This window comes from Colwellia aquaemaris (genome assembly GCF_057548755.1).
Genome location: NZ_BAAJLV010000009.1, coordinates 46,533 through 68,339, shown reverse-complemented (window position 1 = coordinate 68,339; position 21,807 = coordinate 46,533). Strand labels below are relative to the sequence as shown.

The 21,807-nt window shown below is 38.4% G+C and carries 17 protein-coding genes; 11 read left to right on the top strand and 6 right to left on the bottom strand.

Annotation, left to right across the window (positions count from 1 at the left end; translation table 11 throughout):
* The first annotated feature begins 49 nt into the window (after positions 1 to 49).
* The 10 genes from AC27HL_RS17935 to AC27HL_RS17890 all read left to right on the top strand — a co-directional run bounded on the left by AC27HL_RS17935 (position 50) and on the right by AC27HL_RS17890 (position 14,471).
* The gene (locus AC27HL_RS17935) at positions 50 to 2,530 is read left to right on the top strand and encodes a type I restriction-modification system subunit M (protein WP_487082428.1); all 2,481 of its coding nucleotides are present in this window, start codon (positions 50 to 52) and stop codon (positions 2,528 to 2,530) included.
* The gene (locus tag AC27HL_RS17930; protein WP_487082427.1) at positions 2,527 to 3,831 is read left to right on the top strand and encodes a restriction endonuclease subunit S; all 1,305 of its coding nucleotides are present in this window, start codon (positions 2,527 to 2,529) and stop codon (positions 3,829 to 3,831) included. The genes AC27HL_RS17935 and AC27HL_RS17930 overlap by 4 nt, the downstream gene beginning before the upstream one ends.
* Before the next feature lie 16 nt (positions 3,832 to 3,847).
* Positions 3,848 to 4,423, top strand: coding sequence for a DarT ssDNA thymidine ADP-ribosyltransferase family protein (locus AC27HL_RS17925; RefSeq protein WP_487082426.1), 576 nt, complete (start codon positions 3,848 to 3,850; stop codon positions 4,421 to 4,423).
* A 1-nt stretch (position 4,424) separates the two neighbouring features.
* On the top strand, positions 4,425 to 5,072 hold the full coding sequence (darT, locus tag AC27HL_RS17920) for a type II toxin-antitoxin system toxin DNA ADP-ribosyl transferase DarT (protein WP_487082425.1): 648 nt from the start codon (positions 4,425 to 4,427) through the stop codon (positions 5,070 to 5,072).
* Positions 5,072 to 6,136, top strand: coding sequence for a type II toxin-antitoxin system antitoxin DNA ADP-ribosyl glycohydrolase DarG (darG, locus tag AC27HL_RS17915; RefSeq protein ID WP_487082424.1), 1,065 nt, complete (start codon positions 5,072 to 5,074; stop codon positions 6,134 to 6,136). Before darT ends, darG begins: the two co-directional genes overlap by 1 nt.
* Positions 6,137 to 6,223: 87 nt before the next feature.
* Positions 6,224 to 7,651 (top strand): DUF262 domain-containing protein, encoded by a 1,428-nt coding sequence (locus AC27HL_RS17910; RefSeq protein ID WP_487082423.1) that lies wholly within the window; start codon positions 6,224 to 6,226, stop codon positions 7,649 to 7,651.
* The gene (locus AC27HL_RS17905) at positions 7,641 to 9,611 is read left to right on the top strand and encodes a DUF262 domain-containing protein (protein WP_487082422.1); all 1,971 of its coding nucleotides are present in this window, start codon (positions 7,641 to 7,643) and stop codon (positions 9,609 to 9,611) included. Before AC27HL_RS17910 ends, AC27HL_RS17905 begins: the two co-directional genes overlap by 11 nt.
* Positions 9,604 to 12,744, top strand: coding sequence for a type I restriction endonuclease subunit R (locus tag AC27HL_RS17900; RefSeq protein ID WP_487082421.1), 3,141 nt, complete (start codon positions 9,604 to 9,606; stop codon positions 12,742 to 12,744). Before AC27HL_RS17905 ends, AC27HL_RS17900 begins: the two co-directional genes overlap by 8 nt.
* Entirely contained in the window at positions 12,744 to 13,475 is a 732-nt protein-coding gene (locus AC27HL_RS17895; RefSeq protein ID WP_487082420.1) for a M48 family metallopeptidase, read from the top strand. The genes AC27HL_RS17900 and AC27HL_RS17895 overlap by 1 nt, the downstream gene beginning before the upstream one ends.
* A 315-nt stretch (positions 13,476 to 13,790) precedes the next feature.
* The gene (locus AC27HL_RS17890; RefSeq protein ID WP_487082419.1) at positions 13,791 to 14,471 is read left to right on the top strand and encodes a YceH family protein; all 681 of its coding nucleotides are present in this window, start codon (positions 13,791 to 13,793) and stop codon (positions 14,469 to 14,471) included.
* Positions 14,472 to 14,541: 70 nt separating this feature from the next.
* Here the strand turns inward: AC27HL_RS17890 and AC27HL_RS17885 are convergent, their stop codons facing one another.
* Both AC27HL_RS17885 and AC27HL_RS17880 read right to left on the bottom strand, forming a co-directional pair.
* Positions 14,542 to 14,946 carry a hypothetical protein gene (locus AC27HL_RS17885; protein ID WP_487082418.1) on the bottom strand — a complete coding sequence of 135 codons (405 nt, stop codon included), beginning with the start codon at positions 14,944 to 14,946 and terminating at the stop codon, positions 14,542 to 14,544.
* A gap of 23 nt (positions 14,947 to 14,969) precedes the next feature.
* Positions 14,970 to 16,049 (bottom strand): metalloprotease, encoded by a 1,080-nt coding sequence (locus AC27HL_RS17880; RefSeq protein ID WP_487082417.1) that lies wholly within the window; start codon positions 16,047 to 16,049, stop codon positions 14,970 to 14,972.
* A 210-nt stretch (positions 16,050 to 16,259) separates the two neighbouring features.
* Here AC27HL_RS17880 and AC27HL_RS17875 point away from each other — a divergent pair, with 210 nt between their 5' ends.
* A complete protein-coding gene (locus AC27HL_RS17875; RefSeq protein WP_487082416.1) occupies positions 16,260 to 17,330 on the top strand; it encodes an MltA domain-containing protein in 1,071 nt (356 codons plus the stop codon).
* A 14-nt stretch (positions 17,331 to 17,344) separates the two neighbouring features.
* Here AC27HL_RS17875 and AC27HL_RS17870 read toward each other — a convergent pair whose 3' ends face one another.
* The 4 genes from AC27HL_RS17870 to AC27HL_RS17855 all read right to left on the bottom strand — a co-directional run bounded on the left by AC27HL_RS17870 (position 17,345) and on the right by AC27HL_RS17855 (position 21,792).
* Complete coding sequence (locus tag AC27HL_RS17870) at positions 17,345 to 19,234, bottom strand: polysaccharide biosynthesis protein (RefSeq protein ID WP_487082415.1); 1,890 nt, start codon at positions 19,232 to 19,234, stop codon at positions 17,345 to 17,347.
* A gap of 120 nt (positions 19,235 to 19,354) precedes the next feature.
* Positions 19,355 to 20,539, bottom strand: a complete 1,185-nt coding sequence (locus tag AC27HL_RS17865) for a DegT/DnrJ/EryC1/StrS family aminotransferase (RefSeq protein WP_487082414.1) — start codon at positions 20,537 to 20,539, stop codon at positions 19,355 to 19,357.
* 16 nt (positions 20,540 to 20,555) lie between these two features.
* Positions 20,556 to 21,194: an acetyltransferase gene (locus tag AC27HL_RS17860; protein ID WP_487082413.1), complete on the bottom strand. Its 639-nt coding sequence runs from the start codon at positions 21,192 to 21,194 to the stop codon at positions 20,556 to 20,558.
* The gene (locus tag AC27HL_RS17855) at positions 21,187 to 21,792 is read right to left on the bottom strand and encodes a sugar transferase (protein ID WP_487082412.1); all 606 of its coding nucleotides are present in this window, start codon (positions 21,790 to 21,792) and stop codon (positions 21,187 to 21,189) included. Before AC27HL_RS17855 ends, AC27HL_RS17860 begins: the two co-directional genes overlap by 8 nt.
* Between the last annotated feature and the right edge of the window lie 15 nt (positions 21,793 to 21,807).

The window sequence follows — 21,807 nt, the reverse complement described above, 5'->3', positions numbered from 1 at the left end:
GCTCAATTTCGTTTTTACTCTTAAGCATTTCCCTAAAGGTTTCAATTAAATGGCAATTAAAAAGACAGAACTTTATTCATCACTATGGGCTAGCTGTGACGAGCTTCGTGGCGGTATGGATGCCAGTCAATACAAAGACTACGTACTTACGATGTTATTCATGAAGTACGTCAGCGACAAATACAAAGGTGACCCTTACGGTATGATTGTTGTGCCTGATGGCGCTAGCTATGACGACATGGTGGCTGCCAAAGGCGATAAAGAAATTGGCGATAAAATTAATAAAATCATCGCAGCCCTTGCAGAAGAGAACGACCTAAAAGGCGTAATTGACGTTGCCGACTTCAATGACGAAGACAAGCTTGGTAAAGGCAAAGAAATGATCGACCGCCTCACTAAGCTAGTCGGCATATTTCAAGGATTAGACTTATCTAGCAACCGCGCTGGCGGAGACGATTTATTAGGTGATGCATACGAGTATTTAATGCGTCATTTCGCTACTGAGTCTGGTAAATCAAAAGGCCAGTTTTACACGCCATCTGAGGTTTCTCAAATACTCGCTAAAGTGGTTGGTATAAATGAAAACACACCACAAGACGCAACCGCATATGATCCCACATCTGGCTCAGGTTCATTATTATTGAAAGCCAGTGATGAAGCACCGCGTGGTTTATCTATTTACGGTCAAGAAATGGATAACGCCACCAGCGCACTTGCTCGTATGAACATGATTTTGCATAACAACACTACGGCTAAAATATTCAAAGGTAATACGCTTTCAGAGCCGCAATGGAAAGATGCAGATGGTCAACTAAAAACTTTTGATTTTTCAGTGGCTAACCCACCATTTTCGAATAAGAACTGGACCAGCGGACTAAATCCAGAGAATGACTTATACAATCGTTTTACCTGGGGTATTCCACCAGAGAAAAATGGTGATTACACCTTCTTGCTGCACATTATCAAAAGCTTAAAAAGTACGGGTAAAGGCGCGGTGATACTACCGCACGGTGTATTATTCCGTGGTAATGCTGAAGCTAATATCCGTGAAAATTTAATTAGACAAGGTTACATCAAAGGTATTATTGGTCTACCTGCTAACTTGTTCTACGGCACTGGTATTCCTGCGTGTATTATTGTGATTGATAAAGAACATGCACAACAAGCAGTCACTAATTTTAATGAAGGTGATACAGAGCTACCAACCGTATCAGGCCGGCCAATATTTATGATTGATGCCTCTAAAGGCTTTATCAAAGACGGTAACAAAAACCGCCTGCGTAGCCAAGACATTCACAAAGTTGTTGATGTATTTAACAAAGGTTTAGAGTTAGATCGATTTAGCCGAATAGTGCCGCTTGATGAAATAGCCAAGAATGACTTTAACCTTAATATCCCTCGTTATATCGACTCATCTGAGCCAGAAGATTTACACGATTTAAGCGCTCACCTGCAAGGCGGTATTCCTAATCGTGATATTGATGCCCTTGAGCATTACTGGCAAGTATTCCCAAGCATTCGTGCAACTCTTTTCAAGCCTGCGCGTGACGGTTACAGTCACGGCATGATTGAAGCAAGTGCGGTTAAAAGCAGCATTCTTGCTCATCAAGAGTTTAAAGACTTTGCCAGCCGCAGCTTATTACCATTTAAAAATTGGATACCAGAAGCTAAATTAAAAGAGATAAAAGTCGGGGATAACCCGAAAAACTTTATCTTTAACATTTCAGAAAACTTGCTTAGCGCCTATGCCAATAGCGAACTACTCAGTAAATACGATATTTACCAAATCCTCATGGATTACTGGGCTGATACCCTTCAAGACGATGTTTATGTACTGGCGCAAGACGATTGGCAAGCAGGTAATACTTTACGTGAGCTAGTGGCTAAGAAAGGCGAGACTGTCTCTAGCAAGAGCAAAGAAACACCTGATTTAATTATCAACAAGAAAAAATACAAAGCTGAACTTATTCCACCAAGGCTTATTGTCGCTCGTTACTTTGCTGATGAACAGTCGCAAGTTGATGCCCTGCAAGCTAAACAAGATGAAGCAACTCAAGCACTAGAAAGTTACCTTGAAGAAAATGGTGGTGAAGATGGTTCATTAGTTGAAGCACTTAACGACAAAGACAAAATCACTAAAGCCAGCGTTGCTGCTAGAACTAAACTGGCAACTGACATTGATGAAGTTAAAGCACTTAAACAAGCAACCAAATTGTTTAACGCTGAAAGCGCAGCTAAAAAAGCGGTAAAAGAGGCTCAAGAAGCGCTCGATTTAAGCGTATTTAACCAATATTCAAAACTAACTATTGATGAAATAAAAACCCTAATTGTCGATGATAAATGGCTAGCCACATTGCAAGCTAATATCGTTGCTGAAATTGAACGTGTCACGCAACAAATGGCTAACCGTGTTAAAGAGCTAGAATTGCGTTATAGCACGCCACTACCAACATTAACTCAATCGGTTTATGACTTAGGTGATAAGGTCTCAGGCCACCTAAAATCAATGGGATTGGAGTGGTCACTATGAGTTTAGTCGCGAATCAGGAAATAGCTGAAGAATATAAACAAACTGAAGTTGGATTAATTCCCCAAGATTGGGATGTAAAACAGTTAGGAGATGTATGTAATAAAGTACAAGACGGTAACTATGGCGCTTTTTATCCTAAATCATCTGAATTTATAGATTTTGGTATACCATTCCTAACGTCTAAAGTGCTGGGTAAAACAGGAAATATTAACAGTCATAAAATAGACTTCATTTCAAAAGAAAAGCACCAACAACTTGCAAAAGCCCATCTAAAACTAAACGATGTTTTATTTACAAATCGAGGGGCTTCAGTTGGTGCAATAGCCTTCGTTGACGAAAGTATCGCTAATGGAAATATTGGACCTCAGTTAACGCTATTAAGATCTAATGACTTAATAAAACCTTTGTACCTCTACCATATAATGAAATCATTTTGGGTACAAAATCAAGTGCAGGGTCAGGATAGTGGTAGCGCTATGAACTTCTTTGGTATAGGTACAACCTTGAAGTTTAAGTTTCCTGTTCCTCACACTAAAGAACAAGCCGCTATTGCCAATGCCTTATCTGATGTTGATGCGCTATTAATGGAATTAGAAAACCTGATCGCGAAAAAACAAGCGATTAAAACCGCTACCATGCAGCAACTGCTAACAGGCAAAACCCGTTTACCGCAATTCGCCACTTACACAGAAGGCGCAGCCCAAGGTAAGAGCCAAGGCCAGCCAAAAGGCACAAAACCCAGCGAACTAGGCGAAATCCCTGAGGATTGGGAGGTTGATAAAATAGGTTCTGTTGTGTCCATTACAACAGGCAGCCGAAACACTCAAGACAAGTTATCAAATGGGCAATATCCATTCTTTGTAAGATCGCAGACCGTTGAGCGAATTGATTCTTATTCATTCGATGGTGAAGCGGTGCTTACTGCTGGAGACGGTGTTGGTACTGGCAAAATTTTTCATTATATTAATGGAAAATTTGACTATCACCAAAGAGTGTATTTGATGCATAACTTTGGTGAACGTATTGATGGTTACTACTTTTATATTTATTTCAGTAATTTCTTCTACGATAGGATCATGTCTATGACAGCAAAGTCTTCTGTGGATTCTGTTCGCAGAGAAATGATTTCTGACATGTTGATTACACTACCATCAAAAGAAGAACAAACCGCCATCGCCAATATCCTCTCAGATATGGATAACGAAATCCAAACACTTGAACAGCGCTTGACGAAAACTCGCCAAATCAAGCAAGGCATGATGCAACAACTACTTACAGGCCGCACTAGGTTGCCATATTAAATAAAAGGAATTACTAATGATTAGAGACAGAAGCTTAATATATCACCTAACCGATTTAGAGAATTTAGAATCAATCCTTCAGCATGGTTTGCAACCTAGATGTGAACTAAACAATGATGAATTTAATGATGTTGCTGATGGTGAAATTTTAGATTCACGGGCAAATCATAGTTTAGATAATTTTGTACCTTTTCACTTTTTTGCCAAGAACCCTTTTGATTATGGTGTTCAACGTACTCACTCAGATAAAGATTTTGTATTAATTTCTCTTCAGAGAGCTACGGCTAGAGCAAATGGTTGGCAAATTGTTCCTACACATCCTTTAGCTGAAGAGGGTTATCAAATTTTAGATTATGATGCTGGCTTTTCAGCGATTGATTGGGAATTGATGGAAGAAAGAGATTATGATGATAGAGCGTGCAAAGTAGCCTGTATGGCTGAGTGTTTGTCGCCTACGAGTGTAAACCCTAACTTGATTTTCTGTATTTATGTCAAAGATGCACGAGTTAAAGCAGTCGTAGATAGACTGGTGAATTCACATAATGTTAATTGTCATGTAGATATTAATTCTGTAATGTTTGTTGGTGAGTAAATTGTATAACTATAGTCAGACCCTTAACCCACAAAAAGCGCTGATATGGCGTATTGTGCATCGCAATAATATTCCGTGGATTTTAGATAACGGTTTATTTTGTGGCAATAGTCAGGTGCAATCACCTAATTGGGAAGCAATAGGAAGCTCGGAGTTGATACAGAAACGAGCAACTCATCCAGTGCCTATTTCACCATTTGGTTCTTTAAATGACTATGTGCCGTTTTACTTTACCCCTTTCTCGCCAATGTTACTCAATATTAAGTCGGGGCGAGGTGTTATACAGAGGGCTAACGAAGATATCGTTATTTTGGTATCATCGTTACACAAAGTTGAACAACTGAACTTAGATTTTGTCTATACAGACATGCATGCATACTATCAGTGGGCGAATTTTTACTCTGATTTGAATCACTTGGGAAAAATTGATTGGCCTATTTTACAAACGCGAAATTTTGCTAGGGATCTAAATGATCCAGCCAAGTTTGAACGATACCAAGCAGAAGCATTAATAAAGCAGCATTGTCCGATAAATGCTTTAGTCGGTATAGCTTGTTACAACACGCAAGTTGAACAACAATTAAAACAACATATTCAACAGCGCAATATGAATTTGGACGTTATTGTACGTCCGGGATGGTACTTCTAATGATCACTTATACACAAGGTAATTTGCTCGAAGCACAAGCAGATGCACTCGTTAATACAGTAAATACTGTTGGGGTTATGGGGAAAGGCATTGCATTAATGTTCAAAGAGCGCTTTCCTAAAAACATGGCTGAGTATGCTAGCGCTTGTAAAGCTAAACAAGTAAATACTGGCAAAATGTTTGTGACTCAAACAGGCGAGTTAATGGGTCCTCAGTGGATTGTTAATTTCCCTACTAAGCAGCATTGGCGTGCAAAATCTAAAATGGAATGGATACAAGATGGTTTAATCGACCTTCGCCATTTTTTAGAGGCCAATAATGTTAGTTCTATAGCAATACCACCACTTGGCGCAGGACAAGGTGGATTGTCTTGGCCTGATGTTAAAGTAGAAATTGAAAAAGCATTATCAGACATTGAAACAACAAACATTATTGTGTTTGAGCCTACCAACAAATATCAAAATGTGGCTAAAAAATCAGGCGTTAAAAAACTTACTCCAGCAAGAGCATTGGTTGCAGAATTAGTGAGACGCTATTGGATTTTGGGCATGGAATGTAGTTTATTGGAAATTCAAAAGCTCGCTTGGTTTTTACAAAGAACCATCGAAAATACAGGCTTGAAGAATGAATTAAAGCTCAAGTTTGAAGCAAACTATTATGGCCCATATGCCAATAATCTAGATCATTTATTGAATGCGTTAGATGGTAGTTATTTAAAGTCTGATAAACGAATTCCTGATTGCGAACCGTTAGATGTGATTTGGTTTAATGAATCAGAGAAGCTAAAAGTTTCAACGTACTTAAATACTGAAGCTAAAGAATATTTACCCGCATTAGAAGAAGCAACTGAAGTGATTAATGGCTTTGAATCTCCTTTTGGTCTAGAGCTTTTATCTACAGTAGATTGGCTTGTTACTAAGCAAGGTTGTGATAGAACAGTTGAGTCTATTAAAGAAGGTATAGCCAATTGGCCTGCTGGCGCTAAATGGGCAAAGCGAAAGTTAAACTTATTTGGTGATAGAGAAATAGAATTTGCTTTAACTAATTTGGAAAAATTATCTTAAGTTAATTTACTTAACTGCATTATTAATTTGTGAGGACTTCTAGACATAAAAATTCAGGAGTAATAAAGGGAGTTAGTAAGGACACACATGACAGAAGAACTAAATAAAAGAATTATCTCAGTTAGCCAGTTACTCTCACTGGCTGACTTATGCATCCCCCAGTATCAACGCCCTTATAAATGGACACAAGCCAACCTCGCTGATTTGCTCAGTGACTTAAAGATATATCGAGATAAATCTGCATATCGTTTAGGAGCAGTAGTATTTCATCAACATAATCAAGTTGATGAAAACCAACTTGATATTGTCGATGGTCAGCAGCGTACCCTAACCTTAGTTTTACTGGTTAAGGCACTCATAGATGAGCGACTGACTACATTAAAAAGGCAAGATGTAAAAGATATGCTCAATGCACTTGTTGAGCCTGTATCTGACTTTTTAAATCGACAACGTTTTAATAACGATATTTCGTATCGAAATTTGCACCAAAATTTTATGGCCGCTAAACGCGCAGTTGCACGTAGTGATTTTACCGAAGCAGATATTGAGTTTGTATTAAATCGCTGTGAAGTTGTGACGTTTGTGCTTACCGATGTGTCTGAAGCCTTCCAGTTTTTTGACTCGCAAAATGCTAGAGGACGAGATTTAGACCCTCATGATTTATTAAAAGCTTTCCATTTGCGTGAATTTTCGCAGTCTGAAAGCCATCTTAAATCACAATCGGTTAGCCATTGGGAAAGTCTTGCCAGTAAAGAGCTTGCTCAACTGTTTGCGAATTATCTCTTTCGAATTAGAAATTGGGCGCAAGGGAAATCAGCGCAATACTTTGGTAAATCACAGGTTGGTTTGTTTAAAGGGGTTAACCTTGAACAGGTTGGACTTTACCCCTACGTTGAACCACTTCGTATTTCGCACCATTTTGTTGATGAGTATAACGGTCAATACCAGCGCCACATTGACCATCAACATATGAACTTCCCCTTTCATCTAGATCAAATGATCATTAATGGTAGACGCTTTTTTGAAATGACCAGCCATTACCAACAAAAAATTACCGAAATTGTGAGTGCTGAACATCCAGATAATTATAAGGCTGAGCAAAATAACTCCATTCGAATATTAGATAATGACCTTGAACCATTAGCTTGCGACATTTTACGCACCTTAAACACTTATCCATCTCGTACTCGCACAGGTGATGGTTATATTCGTACTTTGTTTGATTGTGCTGTCATTTTTTATTTGGATAAATTTGGGGCGCATCAGTTATCACAAGCAATTGAAAAGCTGTTTATTTGGGCTTATAGCTGCCGCCTAGAAATGCAAGTAATACAAATAGAAAGAATGGATAAACACGCACTAACCAACAATATATTTGAGCTTATAAAACAAGCAGTAAAGCCTAGTGATGTATTAAATTGGCCGTTAAAAACGATGAAGAAGTCTGAATGCAAAGGCACCAAAATAGCGGAGATTACCGAGCTGTTTAAAAGGATGAAGTATTATGAGCAATAAGGTACTGAGCTATAGTATTAGAGCACTGCTTACGGATGCTAATCGTTATTTAGTTCCTATGTACCAAAGGAACTATGCGTGGGGTGAAAGTGAGATAAATCAGCTTATTCAAGATGTTTTAGATTACCAACAAAAAAATCAAAATACAGAGCCTAAGCAAACTTATTACATTGGTACTTTGGTGACATTTGAGCGAAACGATGGCAGTTTTGAAGTAATTGATGGTCAACAGCGATTTACCTCACTTACCTTATTGGCATTTGCACTAAAGCGCTTAGCGGCACAAAAAAACGCTGTAGATATGTCTTGGTATGTCCAAGCTAATCTAGATTTTGAAAGCCGTATAAAATCAACTGAGACCTTTGCCAGTTTAATTCAAGGGATTGATTTAAAACATCTGAGAACAGACGAATATAATCTTGATGTGATTAATGGCTATGAATTGTTAGAAAAGGCATTGTTAGCTTTAGGTGATAAGTTAAGTGAATTTTGCGATTACTTATTTAATCATGTTCAAATTGCACGGGTTTCAGTGCCCAAAGATACTGACTTAAATCATTACTTTGAAGTAATGAATAATCGTGGAGAGCAACTTGAAAAGCATGAGGTTGTTAAAGCCCGGTTAATGTCTGTATTAAATGATGAGGAAGACAAAAACTTATTAAGTAGAATATGGGACGCCACAGCGAATATGGAGCGTTATGTTCAGTATGGTTTTACGACTACTGAGCGACACGACTTGTTTGGCAATGAAGATTGGGGACAATTTACTCCATCTAACTTTACTGAATTAGCCGATTGCATTAAAACAGCAACAAACAAAGAAAACAAAGCAAAAGTTGATGTGTCTCGCTCACTTTATGACATGTTAACTACCCCTCCAGAATCTTCAGCTAACATTGAAACAACGTTAACGCCAGAGCGTTTCAATAGTGTGATTAATTTTTCTAACTTTTTATTACACGTTTTGAGAGTCGCTACTAAGAATGATGTGCCATTAGACGATAAACGACTGCTGGAGCAATTTGATAAGTATTTAAAAGATAATGAGCAAGACCCCGTTACCTGTGTAAAAGCGTTTATATTTGCTTTGCTCAAATGTAAGTACCTGTTTGATCAATATATTATTAAGCGAGAATTTAGCCAAGGTGATGACAAGTGGAGCCTGAAAAGATTGCATTTTTATAATTCAAAAAGTCAGAGCTACATCAATACTTTTGATAAAGACAGTGAAGATGGTTTTGAAGGGGTTAATCGCAAAATATTGATGTTACTAAGCGCTTTACATGTATCAACCCCAACCTTGGTTTATAAGCATTGGCTTAATGGTGCCCTGTATAATTTGTATTATATGGAAAACATTACTCCACAGCGCTATTTGCAAAAGCTTGAGAATTTAGCGCGTCAATTTGTATTTAGTCGCTTTCTTTGTGATGAAGGTGCAGACTATTACAACATGATCTATAAAAGCCATAATTTCCCATCACTCGATACCAGCAGTAACAGTGTTAAGCGTTTGCTTCAATATAGCGTTATAGAAAATAACTTAGTTTTTAACTACTTGGATTACTTGCTGTGGTGCGAAGGCGTTAATAACTCTGCTAGTGATGTCATTACTCAATTTGAATTTACTTTCAGGAGTTCTGTTGAGCATTTCTACCCTCAACACCCACTTGATGGACATAGACAGCTTGCAACTAGCGAACTGCATCGGTTTGGCAACCTCTGTTTAATTAGTCACAGTAAAAATTCAAAGTTGAGCAACCTACAGCCGACAGCAAAGCGTGATCATTTTAAAGCTGCCATAGCAGGCAAAAGTATTGATACGCTCAAGCTTTTAGAAATGATTAAATTGATGAATAACGATGGCGAGTGGGCAGAAGCACAAATAGAAAAGCATGAAACAAACATGCTAACGATTTTAACTAATGATTCTAAAGCGGAGCACATGGATGAGTAATGTCGGTCAATTAGAAAGAAAAACCCAAAACCGAGTTGTTAAATTTTTCAAAGAACAACTTGATTATGATTACCTAGGCGATTGGGAATACCGTGAAGGTAATAGCAACATTGAAACTGATTTGCTTACCAAGTGGCTAAATAATCGTGGAGTACCTGAGGCGCTTATTAAGCGAACATTACGCAAATTAGATGCTGCCGCAGCTATTGGTGAAGGTAAAAAGCTCTATGATGCCAATAAGGAAGTTTATCGCCTGCTGCGTTATGGCGTGAAAGAAAAAGAAGGTACGGGTGAGCAAAACCAAACGGTATGGCTGATTGATTGGGAAAACCCTAAGAATAATGATTTTGCCATAGCTGAAGAGGTTACTGTAAAAGGTGAACTTAAAAAGCGTCCTGATATTGTGATTTACGTTAACGGTATTGCCTTAGGTGTTATTGAACTTAAGCGCTCGTCAGTGTCTGTAAGTGAAGGCATTCGTCAAAATTTAGATAACCAGAAAAAAGATTTTATTCGTAACTTTTTCACCACCATGCAGTTAGTGATGGCAGGTAACGACACACAAGGTATTCGGTACGGCACCATTGAAACATCAGAGAAATATTACTTAGAGTGGAAAGAGCCTGACGGTTCTGGAAGCCTACCATCAACAGATGTTTCAACAGAAACCTTATTAGATACTCATGTAGCACAGCTTTGTGACAAAGGACGCTTCTTACAGCTAGTACATGATTATATTGTGTTTGATGCAGGGGTTAAGAAAACCTGCCGCCACAATCAGTTTTTTGGCATACAAGCAGCACAAAAGCACGTTAAGTCAAAACAAGACGGTATTATTTGGCATACGCAAGGTTCAGGTAAAAGCCTAACCATGGTGTGGTTAGCAAAATGGATTAGAGAGAATGTTACCGATTCTCGCGTACTGATTGTGACCGACAGAACAGAGCTTGATGAACAAATTGAAAAAGTTTTCTCTGGTGTTGATGAAGATATATATCGAACAAAGAGTGGTCATGATTTAGTTGCTACGTTAAATCAGCCTAACCCTTGGTTGTTCTGTTCTTTAGTGCATAAGTTTGGCCGAAATGGTGAAGCACCTAGCGATGAAGATGATGAGGAAGCCACTAAAGATTACCTTGAGGCGCTCACCAAAAATTTACCAAATGACTTTGCTGCTAAAGGTAACTTATTTGTTTTTGTTGATGAGTGTCACAGAACGCAATCAGGTATGTTGCACGAGGCTATGAAGGCTATTTTACCTGAAGCTATGTTTGTTGGTTTTACTGGTACACCATTAATGAAAAAGGACAAGAAAAAGTCCTTAGAAGTATTTGGCCCATATATCCATACCTACAAATTTGATGAAGCGGTAAATGATGGTGTAGTACTTGATTTACGTTATGAAGCAAGAGACATCGACCAGCATTTAACATCAGAAAAAAAAGTAGATCAATGGTTTGAGGCTAAGACTAAAGGGCTTTCAAACCTTGCCAAAATGCAGCTCAAGCAAAAATGGGGCACGATGCAGAAAGTCCTGTCTAGCAAATCTCGTTTAGAGCAAATTGTTAGTGACATTTTAATGGATATGGAGATCAAACCTGCCCTTATGTCTGGCAGAGGTAACGCCATGCTAGTTTGCTCAAGTGTTCACCAAGCATGTGTGGTGTATGACTTATTTAGCAAAACTGACCTTGCTAATAAGTGTGCGATTGTTACTAGCTATCAACCCGCAGCAAGCACAATCAAGGGAGAAGAGACTGGAGAAGGAAAAACAGAAAAACTTTTCAAGTATGCAACTTATCGAAAAATGTTGGCCGACTACTTTGAACAAACTGAAGACGAAGCCGCTAAACGTGTTGAAGAATTTGAGAAAACAGTTAAAAAACGGTTCATCGATGAACCAGGGCAAATGCGACTGTTAATTGTGGTTGATAAGCTACTCACAGGCTTTGATGCTCCTTCTGCCACCTACCTATATATTGATAAAAAGATGGCAGACCATAACCTTTTCCAAGCAATCTGCCGTGTTAACAGGCTTGATGGTGAAGATAAAGATTATGGCTACATCGTAGATTACAAAGATTTATTCCGTTCGTTAGATAAAGCTATCAAAGATTTCACAGCAGAAGCTTTTGATGGTTATGACGAAGAAGATGTTGCTGGTTTATTAAAAGACCGACTAAAAGAATCCAAAGCTGATTTGGACAATGCTTTGGAAGCTGTTAGGGCTTTATGTGAGCCAGTAAAAGCACCTAGAGATACTAAAGATTTCATCCATTACTTTTGTGGTGAGTCAGGTGTAGAGCCTGAAGATGAAAATGAACGAAATGAAAAAGAAGCATTACGTTTAACCCTTTACCAAACAGTTGCCAAACTTATTCGCGCATACACCAACGTTGCAAATGAGATGGAACAAGCAGGTTATACGCTAGCTGAGTCAGAAAAAATTAAAAAAGAAGTGTCTTATTATGAAAAAGTAAGAGATGAGGTAAAACTTGCCAGCGGTGACTTGTTAGAAATGAAGCGCTTTGAACCTGCAATGCGTCATTTACTGGATATGTATATTCGCGCTGACGATAGTGAATTGCTAATGGATTTCGAGGAGCTTGGTTTAATTGATTTAGTTGTAAATAACAATGGTAAAGGACTTGAATCATTACCTGAAAGCCTAAGGGAAGATGAAGATGCAATGGCTGAAGCCATTGAAAACAATGTTAGGAAAACGATTGTTGATGAAAACCCAGTAAACCCTAAATACTTCGACAGTATGGCAACTTTGCTTGATGAAATTATTAAGCAGCGCAGAGAGCAAGCGATAAGTTACCAAGAATACCTAGAACAGATTAAAGCCTTAGCCACAAAAGTTGTTAATCCTACGGGTAATAAGGAACATAACTACCCTGACACTGTTGATACATTTGCGAAACAAGCTATTTACGATAACTTTGGTAACGATGAAGTACTGACCACTAAAATTGACTCTGCTGTCCGGTATACAAAAAAAGCAGAATGGCTTGGTGATAGATTTAAAGAACGTGAAATAGCCAATGCCATAAGAGAAGAAACAGCTAGTTATGAAGTTGATATTGTTGAGGTGATGGATTTGGTTAAAGCGCAAAAGGAATATCATTAGTGCCTAAAACTGATAACGAGATCGCTCGAATTGGTGAGGTTGATGTGGAGATCAACCGAAGAGATATTAAAAATATTCACCTTAGCGTACTCCCACCAAATGGCAGAGTTAGGTTATCTGTGCCTAATAAAACAAGTGAGCAAGCCATACGACTTGCCGTTGTTAACAAGCTTGCTTGGATCAAAAAACAGCAAGCGGATTTTGCTGGGCAAGAACGTCAGTCTGTGCGCGAAATGGTTAATGGTGAATGCCACTATCTATGGGGTCGTAAATACCGTTTAAAGGTCATTAATGCTCAAGGTAAGTATTCTGTTCAAGCAAAAGGAAATGGTAAATTAGAACTATCTGTAGCTGAAAGTACTTCAATAGATAATAAGCTCAAATTGCTCAATCGATTTTACCGCGATGAAATGCAGCGTTCACTAGAAAAACTATTACCTACATGGCAAAAGAAATTAGGTGTTGATGCTAATTCAATCAACACTAAAAAAATGAGAACTAAATGGGGTAGTTGCAACATACAAGCAAAGCGCATTTGGCTTAACCTTGAGCTTGCTAAGAAGCCCTTTGAATGTATGGAGTACATTCTCGTTCACGAGTTAGTTCACCTACTAGAACGCCATCATAACCAACGTTTTCGATCATTAATGGATAAACACATGCCCAATTGGAGAGAACGCAGAGACTTACTTAATAGCCTGCCTCTGGCTTATGAGGATTGGAGTTATTAGTATTTTGGAATGAGAACGGGTTTCTCTAAAACTATCTGTTCTTGAAGAAGAAGATTTGGTTACTAAAGTGGTTACTAATGGTTTGCTTATGTTGATATTTTCGCTTTATATTATTGTAATTTAAGGTTATTAAAATCCTGACGATATTCAGATCCAGAATATAGAATAATTTTTTATTTAACTATTCTATTCATAGAAACCACAACTTAACTTATTGTTAGCTTGTGGTTTTTTATGAGAATTACACGTTTTCACATAGTAAAATCGCATATTGCTTGGTATAACTAGGTTCTTTAAAAAAAGGATGCCTTCAATATGAACACATTATCCGCTGAACAATGCCGCATTATTGGCGTTATGCTCGAGAAAGAAACCACCACGCCAGAGCAATATCCACTTTCTATCAATGCTATTACTACAGGTTGTAATCAAAAAAGTAATCGAGAACCTGTTATGTCAATGTCTGAAACTGACGTTCAAAATTGTGTTGATGAATTGGTGAAACTAAACCAGTTAATGATTGACCACAAAGCCTCTGGGCGAGTGAATAAATATTTCCACCGTTTTTGTAATACTGAGTTTGGTAATTTGCAATTTACACCTCAACAACGTGCTATTGTTTGTGTACTGCTGTTAAGAGGACCACAAACTCCAGGTGAGCTTAGAACCCGTACAAATCGTTTAGCAGACTTTGCTGATGTTGCTGAAGTTGAAACAGCCTTAAATGAACTGCAAGATTTAAACAATCAAAGGTTAGTTAAAAAACTTGAACGAGAACCTGGTAAGCGAGAGTCGCGCTACGTGCATTTGTTTTCAGGTAGCGATATAAGTAATGTAATTGAATCAAATGGTACTCAAACAGATAGTATCGTCTCAGACAACAGTACTTCCACGAGTTATGAGCAATTAAGCCAAAGAGTGGCAGAGCTAGAACGCCAAGTTGCATCATTAACCGAGCAAGTAACCAGTGTAGCTGGATTACTTAAAGATAAGTGATGATTTTACGTGCTTACAATTTAATTTTTAGCGTGCTTTATAGAGTTAGGCCGTTGTCGCTTTTTGCTGATTATTGATGGTGTACTAAACCAGTTTCGTTATTTTCAAAACCATGGCATATATAAGTGATTAATTGACGTTTCTTTTTCGATATATGATGGAAGTGTTCATAGCCAACAGAAAACGCAAAAGGGTTGGCGTTGTAGTCGGCGTAAGCTTGATCGGCGCCGTTTTTTGCTTCTCTAACGCCTGCGGCGAATGAGCTAAGAAAGTCATCACGGTTATTGAGTAATATGGTTGTATAGTCATTACTATTTTCAACTAATTCTAATGCGCCTAATTCAATATATTTATTGACTACGGCACTATTGAAATAACCTGAATATTGCACTGATTCAATATCATAACTAACTGGGGAGTTATCAGTTGCTTCCATGAGTGACACGAACAACTCTCTAACTTTTTTTGAAATCATACTTGATTCACTTTTATTTTGGCTTAACTGCCAAGTATTTTAAGTGGTAGTGACAAGGCATCGTTACCTGATTGGCCAACCAGCCAAATAATGCCGCCTAAACCAGCAACCGTTATTACATACCATATAGCCGAAACAATTTGGGCATAACGATTAAGCGGTAATAATTCACTTAAATGACGGCGCTTATATTCAAAAAATATCTCAATACTTCCTATGGCCAGTAAAAAGCCTAACAGTGCTAAGCCAAAGTGATAACTAATATAGATCCCCAACACTGCTCCCAAAATACAGGCAACTAAACCTAACTTTGAGTTGATGGAAAAAGCAATACTTTTAAGTACGTGACCACCGTCTAACGGTAAAATTGGTAATAAATTAAATAGATTAAGCAGCGCATTAAATACTGCTATGCCAGCAAGTATTTCGATATCAGTTAGCCAATAGCCTATTAGTGCAGCGATAGATAGTATCAGGCCAAAGAAGGGACCCATAATGGAAATCACAATGTCTTGCCAGCGAGTATTAATTTTGTCATCACTCAGGGCTAATCCACCCACAAATGGGATAAGGTAAATGCCTTTGGTTTTTAGACCAAAGTACTTCATCGCTTTGATGTGGCCATACTCGTGAAAAACTAAACAAAGAACAAGAGCAATGGCAAACTCGATAGAAAACAACCAGCTATAAGCTGCCAAGCTTCCGGCGGCAAAGAGTACTTTAATGACTTTAGCGCTTTTCAGTAGTTTTAAGCCAAGGCCAGCCATACCAACAATGCTAAATTTAATTGGCTGCTTGCTCGTTTGGCTAATTTTACGTTGCTCGATATCTTTTTCATCAAGCGTATTGTTGAGTACAAGTTCGTTATTAATTAAAAGTTTAAATTGCAACGTAAAAGGTTGCCATTGCAATGCGCCGCTGAGTTCAATATGTATTTCACCTTGTTCGCTTTGTAAGGAAAATTGGTGCAAAAAGGTTTCATTGTCAGTACTAGCGTTAATCTGTGAAACACATTGATTATCCCAAAATAGCTCTTGCCATCCTGCCATTGAACCCTCTAAACGCAGTGTTTTACCTAAACATTCTATCTCTAATAATCGCACTTCAATCCCATTACTTGTAAATACACAATAAAACCACGCATGATTATCACTATATTTAGCTCAGCGGCAAGGTTTATCGGTATATTTTAATGATGGAGGTAGCCTAGGTTTGGCGATTGTCATACCATGACACTACATTCAATTTTATGATTTTACCTTATGCGTTTTTGTTTTCTCTCTTTCATTTTTATTACAGTTGCATTTAATAGCTTGGCAAATTCGCCTGATAACTTTTTTATCTTAGATGACGCTCCGCAACTAGGGAAAATGGCTGACTTTAAAGCAAGTGCTTTGTGTGATGTTGCCGATGAAACACAGCGTTATTTAACGCGGTCTGTAGATGACAAGTTTGCGGTACATGCGGGCAAGGTTTTTGATGAAAGTATCACTTTAAAAAGGGTGGAGCAAACGCTAGCATTTCTATGTCAAACTTATAGAGATGATGTGCGTGCCCAGCGCAATAGTCGACTACATGATGATAAGTTTTTGCGTGAAAATTTTGCGTTTTATCGCTGGCGTCCAGATCTTAAAACCGCCCGTGCCATCGCCAAAAAAAGCACTAATGACACCAAAGCTAGAATGCTAAATGCAATACCTACCGATAAAATTTTCTTAACCAAGTATTACACTAAATTATTAACAGCAAGTGCGGTAAAAACTCCTCATTATAATCAAGCACTTTACGCTGTGCCTTTTGATGAAGTTGGCTTAACCTTGGTAGAAGCTGATAGCAATTTATCATTAACGCGTCACCAATATACTCGTCAACAAATTATTGCTGGCATATTAGAGCAGAAAAAGTTAGCAAAGCCCTTAATATGGTTAACCGAAGAAGCCTTACATGATGTTTTACTGCAAGGGACTGGTGTCGTTGAAGTTAACGGTATTCGACGATACTTTAATGTGCATCGCAATAATGGTATTGCCTATGATTATACGATAGGAAAACGTGAGCAAGCCCGCTATTGGTACTTTTCTGAAGTACCAAGCATTATGGGGTATGGTGAAACGCTTGATAGTAAAATTGCTATTCAGCCGCAAGTTTCATTTGCAGGCAATGTTGCAGAGTTAGGGTTAGGTAAGTTGTTTATGGTGAGCTATGAAATTGCTGGCGAGCAAACATCTCGTTTAGGTGTTTTAGCGGACCAAGGTGGCGCTTTTGATAACAATTTATTCCAGCTCGATTTATTAGTCGACAGCTATTACGGCTGGCAAGATTATCATCAAGCGAACAAACAGCTACCTGACTATGCCTCTGCTTGGCTGATGTTAGTGAAATAACATCCGCTAATTCATTATGCTACGTCGCAATCAGTCTTCTTTGGTTTATCGGACGAAGAGGGCTGATAGTCAAGCGGTGCAGCAATTAGTAATTCTCGAATTTTTTGTTCATCTTCGTCACGCATGGCATCTTTTAATTGGTTAATAATTTTGGCTACGTCACTCCAATGTAATGAACGCTCGTTTGCGGTTAAAATACGTTGATGAGTGGTTTTCTTGGCGTTGTTATCAATCAATAACTCTTCATAAAGCTTTTCACCCGGACGTAAACCACTATAGTGTATAGCAATATCACCTTCTGGATTACTTTCATCTTTTATAGTTAAGCCCATTAGGTGGGTCATTTTATGGGCTAAGTCGACGATTTTTACTGGGTTACCCATATCCAAGACAAACACGTCACCGCCTGTGCCCATAGCCCCAGCTTGAATGACTAATTGCGCAGCCTCTGGAATGGTCATAAAGTAGCGAATAATATCTGGATGAGTAATGGTTATTGGGCCGCCACGCTTTATTTGTTTCCTAAATAATGGCACAACAGAACCAGAAGAGCCTAAAACATTGCCGAACCTAACCATAACAAAGCGTGTACTGTGATCTTTTTTTGCAAACCCCTGCAATACTAGCTCAGCTAAGCGTTTAGTAGCTCCCATCACATTCGTAGGCCTAACGGCTTTATCGGTTGAAACAAGTACAAAGGTTTCAACCTCACAATAAATTGCTGCTTGGGCAATTTCATGTGTACCTAGTACATTATTGGTGACGCCGGCAATAACATTGTTTTCCACCATAGGTACATGCTTATAGGCAGCAGCATGGTAAATAGTTTGCACCTTGTGTTTATGGAAAATATGGGTCATTAGCATGCCGTTTTGAACATTACCAATTAGCGGTTCAATATGAAGGTCGTTATTTGTTTCTTGTAATATTTCACTGAGTTCTTGATGAATTTCATAAAGTAATGCTTCACTTACATCTAATAAAACCAGCTCTTTTGGCTTATTTAATACTATTTGTCGGCACAGCTCTTTACCAATAGAGCCACCAGCACCAGAAACCATAACAATTTTATCGGTAATATTGGCACTCAGTAGCTCAGGAATTGGCTTAACGGGCTTACGCCCTAATAACTCGTCTACTGAAACTTCTCTGAGTTCATCAATACTTCGTTTACCCGAAACGATGTCAGATAAACTAGGGATCGTAAGCAGTTCTAAAGCATAGGGTTCAAGCCTATCAACAATTTGTTTTAATCGAATAGGGTCTACTTTTGGTATAGCAATGAGAACTTTAAATTGGCCATATTTTTTTATTAGTTTGTCCACATTTCGATGAGAGTGAATTTTTAGACCTAAAACAGTTCTGCCGACATAGCGTTTTTTTTCATCCAAAAATGCTAATGGTTGGTATTTATTTCCTTGTGACAAGGCGTGAAATAGTTGCCTACCTGCACTACTGGCGCCATAAATAACAACGCCTTCACGTTCGTCAAACCAGTGCCTTTTTGTCACTATGCTAAATAAGGCTCGGGCTCCTGCTATTTGAATACTGGCAAGTACGAGAAATACAATAGGGACTGATCGTGGCACAAATGCTTCGAAAATAAAGCTGGTAAGGTAGAAAATTGTACTGGCAATAATGAGTAATAGTTGGACTTTTAAAAAAGCTTTAGCATTAAAAAAACGAACAACTGAATGGTAAACATCAAAAAAATAAAATAAGGCTAGCGTAGAGGTAACTACGGTGATGAAACCTACATTTTCATGCCATGAAATTTGAACGCTATCAACACCTAGCCTGATTATATAAGCAAGGTAAAAGGCAATACTTAGAGCCATCAAATCGAAGGCGATGGCTAACATTAACTTTACTGAGCTTGGTATTAAATCAATTCGTCTTACCATGAAACTAACCTTACAATACGCCGTCTTAACACATAAGTATTCACGGTCTTTTCTTTTATTCTTGCAATGTATTGTTACATTGTCATTAGCTAATTGCTAATTTGATGTGAATAAGTCGTTTTATGACTTTATGCTGTCAATTTTATCTAATGCTTGCTTTAGTAATTTACATATTGTGATCATTTCATCATCTGTAAGTGTAGGGTGCACAAGAAACATTAGGCTTATTTCTCCTAGCTGTTTAGCATTTATTAAATCAGCCTTAGGTCGTAGGTCTGTATTTTCGAATGCTTTTTCTTTATATACCTCAGAACAACTTCCTGAAAAGCAAGGAACATTAAATTCGTTGATAATATTGATAATATTGTCGCGAGATATACCATTAGGTGCGATATTTTCGTCCAGCATGACGTAACACTTATAATAAGCATGAACGATATGTTTTGGTGTTTCAGGGACAATTAACCAAGGGTATTGCCGACAAATATCAAAAATTTGTTGTGCGTTTTTATTACGTTTTGCTGTCCAGTTAGTCATGCGTTTAAGTTGAATGCGTCCGATAGCTGACTGCATTTCGGTTAAACGCCAATTGGTACCAAAACTTTCGTGCAACCAACGGTAACCAGGTGGGTGTTGCTTTTCATAAACGGCAGCGTAAGATTTACCATGATCTTTAAAAGCCCACGCTTTACGCCAAAGCTTTTCGTTATTGGTTGTTAACATGCCTCCTTCGCCACCTGTGGTCATTATTTTGTCTTGGCAAAATGACCACGCGCCTATGTGGCCGATGCTACCGACAGAACGGCCTTTGTATTTTGCTCCATGTGCTTGCGCACAATCTTCTATTACATACAGATCATTTTGTTCGGCGATCGCCATGATGTCGTCCATTTCACAAGGCCAGCCAGCTAAATGTACACATATTATCGCTTTGGTTTTTTCAGTTAATACTGCATTGATAGTGGCTGCACTGATATTTTGACACTCTAATTCAACATCGGCGAAAACAGGTGTAGCGCCGGCGTTAATAATGCTGCTGATTGAAGCAATAAAAGTTCGAGATGTCACTATGACTTCATCGCCGCTCTGGATATCTAAAGCTTGTAATGCTAAATCTAACGCTAGCGTGCCATTAGCGACGGCAACAGCATAATGGCAGTTTGCAAAGTCAGCAAATTCTTTTTCAAACTCTCTTCCTTCTTGGCCTGTCCAATAATTAACTTTATTTGATTGTAAAACGGCAGTAACCGCTGATGTTTCTTCTTCGGTAAAACTTGGCCATGGTGAAAATTGAGTATTGAGCACGTTGATTCCTATTGTTTTATTTTAATGGACGTATAGCTTTGGCAGGTACACCTAAATACAGAAAATTACTTTCAGTGTTTTGAGTTACAACAGCTCCGGCGCCTATTTGGCAGTTTTCGCCAATATTAATACATTCTATAATTGAACAACCTATACCCAACCAAGAATTAGTGCCGACCTTTACGCCTCCAGCGAGATTGGCACCTGGAGATATATGGCAAAAGCTTTCTATTGAACAGTCATGATCTACAGTTGCGTTCGTATTAATAATGCAGCCATCTGCTATTTTAGAGCCGATATTTATTACGGCATTAGCAAAAACAACCACTCCTTGCCCCAGTTCGCTGTGAGGACTGATTGAAGCTGTTGGGTGCACGAGTGTTGCTATGCTCACCTTGAAATCTTGCAAGTGCTTTAGAATATCAGCGCGTAACGTGTTGTTACCTAGTGCAACGATAAAGTCAGCTTCTTGGCTAAACTTATTCCATTCACTTACCGGTCCTTTAATTTCCCATAGAGCATTATTTTTACGATCAGTGAAACTGTCATCAAGAAAGAAAATATTGTTATATTGACCAGTTTGCTCAGCACAATCTGCAACAACTCGACCATGACCACCAGCACCTATGATGGCTAAACTTGTATGCTTATTCATTATTACCTGTGAATTTGCTCATTGTGGCTTCTCCATCGGCGTTAATATCTGCCTGCGAGAAAACTTTTTTAATTGTAAGAAAGAGTATTTTAATATCTAGCCAAAAAGATTGGTTATCTACATACCAAACATCTAATTCAAATTTTTCTTGCCAACTAATGGCATTGCGGCCATTGACCTGTGCCCAGCCTGTTATTCCAGGCTTTACTTTATGTCTTCGAGCTTGCTCTTGAGAATATAAAGGAAGATATTCCACTAATAATGGTCGAGGCCCCACTAAGCTCATATCGCCTTTTAGCACAGACCACAATCCCGGAAGTTCATCTAAACTGGTATTTCTTAGTTTGATGCCAAAGCTTGTAAGGCGCTCTTTATCTGGTAGAAGCTCTCCTTGTTTATTATGAGTATCTAGCATTGAACGGAATTTTTTCATCGCAAATATTTTGCCATGCAATCCAGGCCGTTGTTGAGAAAATATTATTGGCGTTCCCAAGTTTTTGGCAACCTTATAAGACACTAAAAAATAGATAGGAGACAAGAGTAGCAATGCGAGTGCAGAAATTAAAATATCAATAGTGCGTTTTAAGATTTTATACATAGTGAGGAGCTAGCA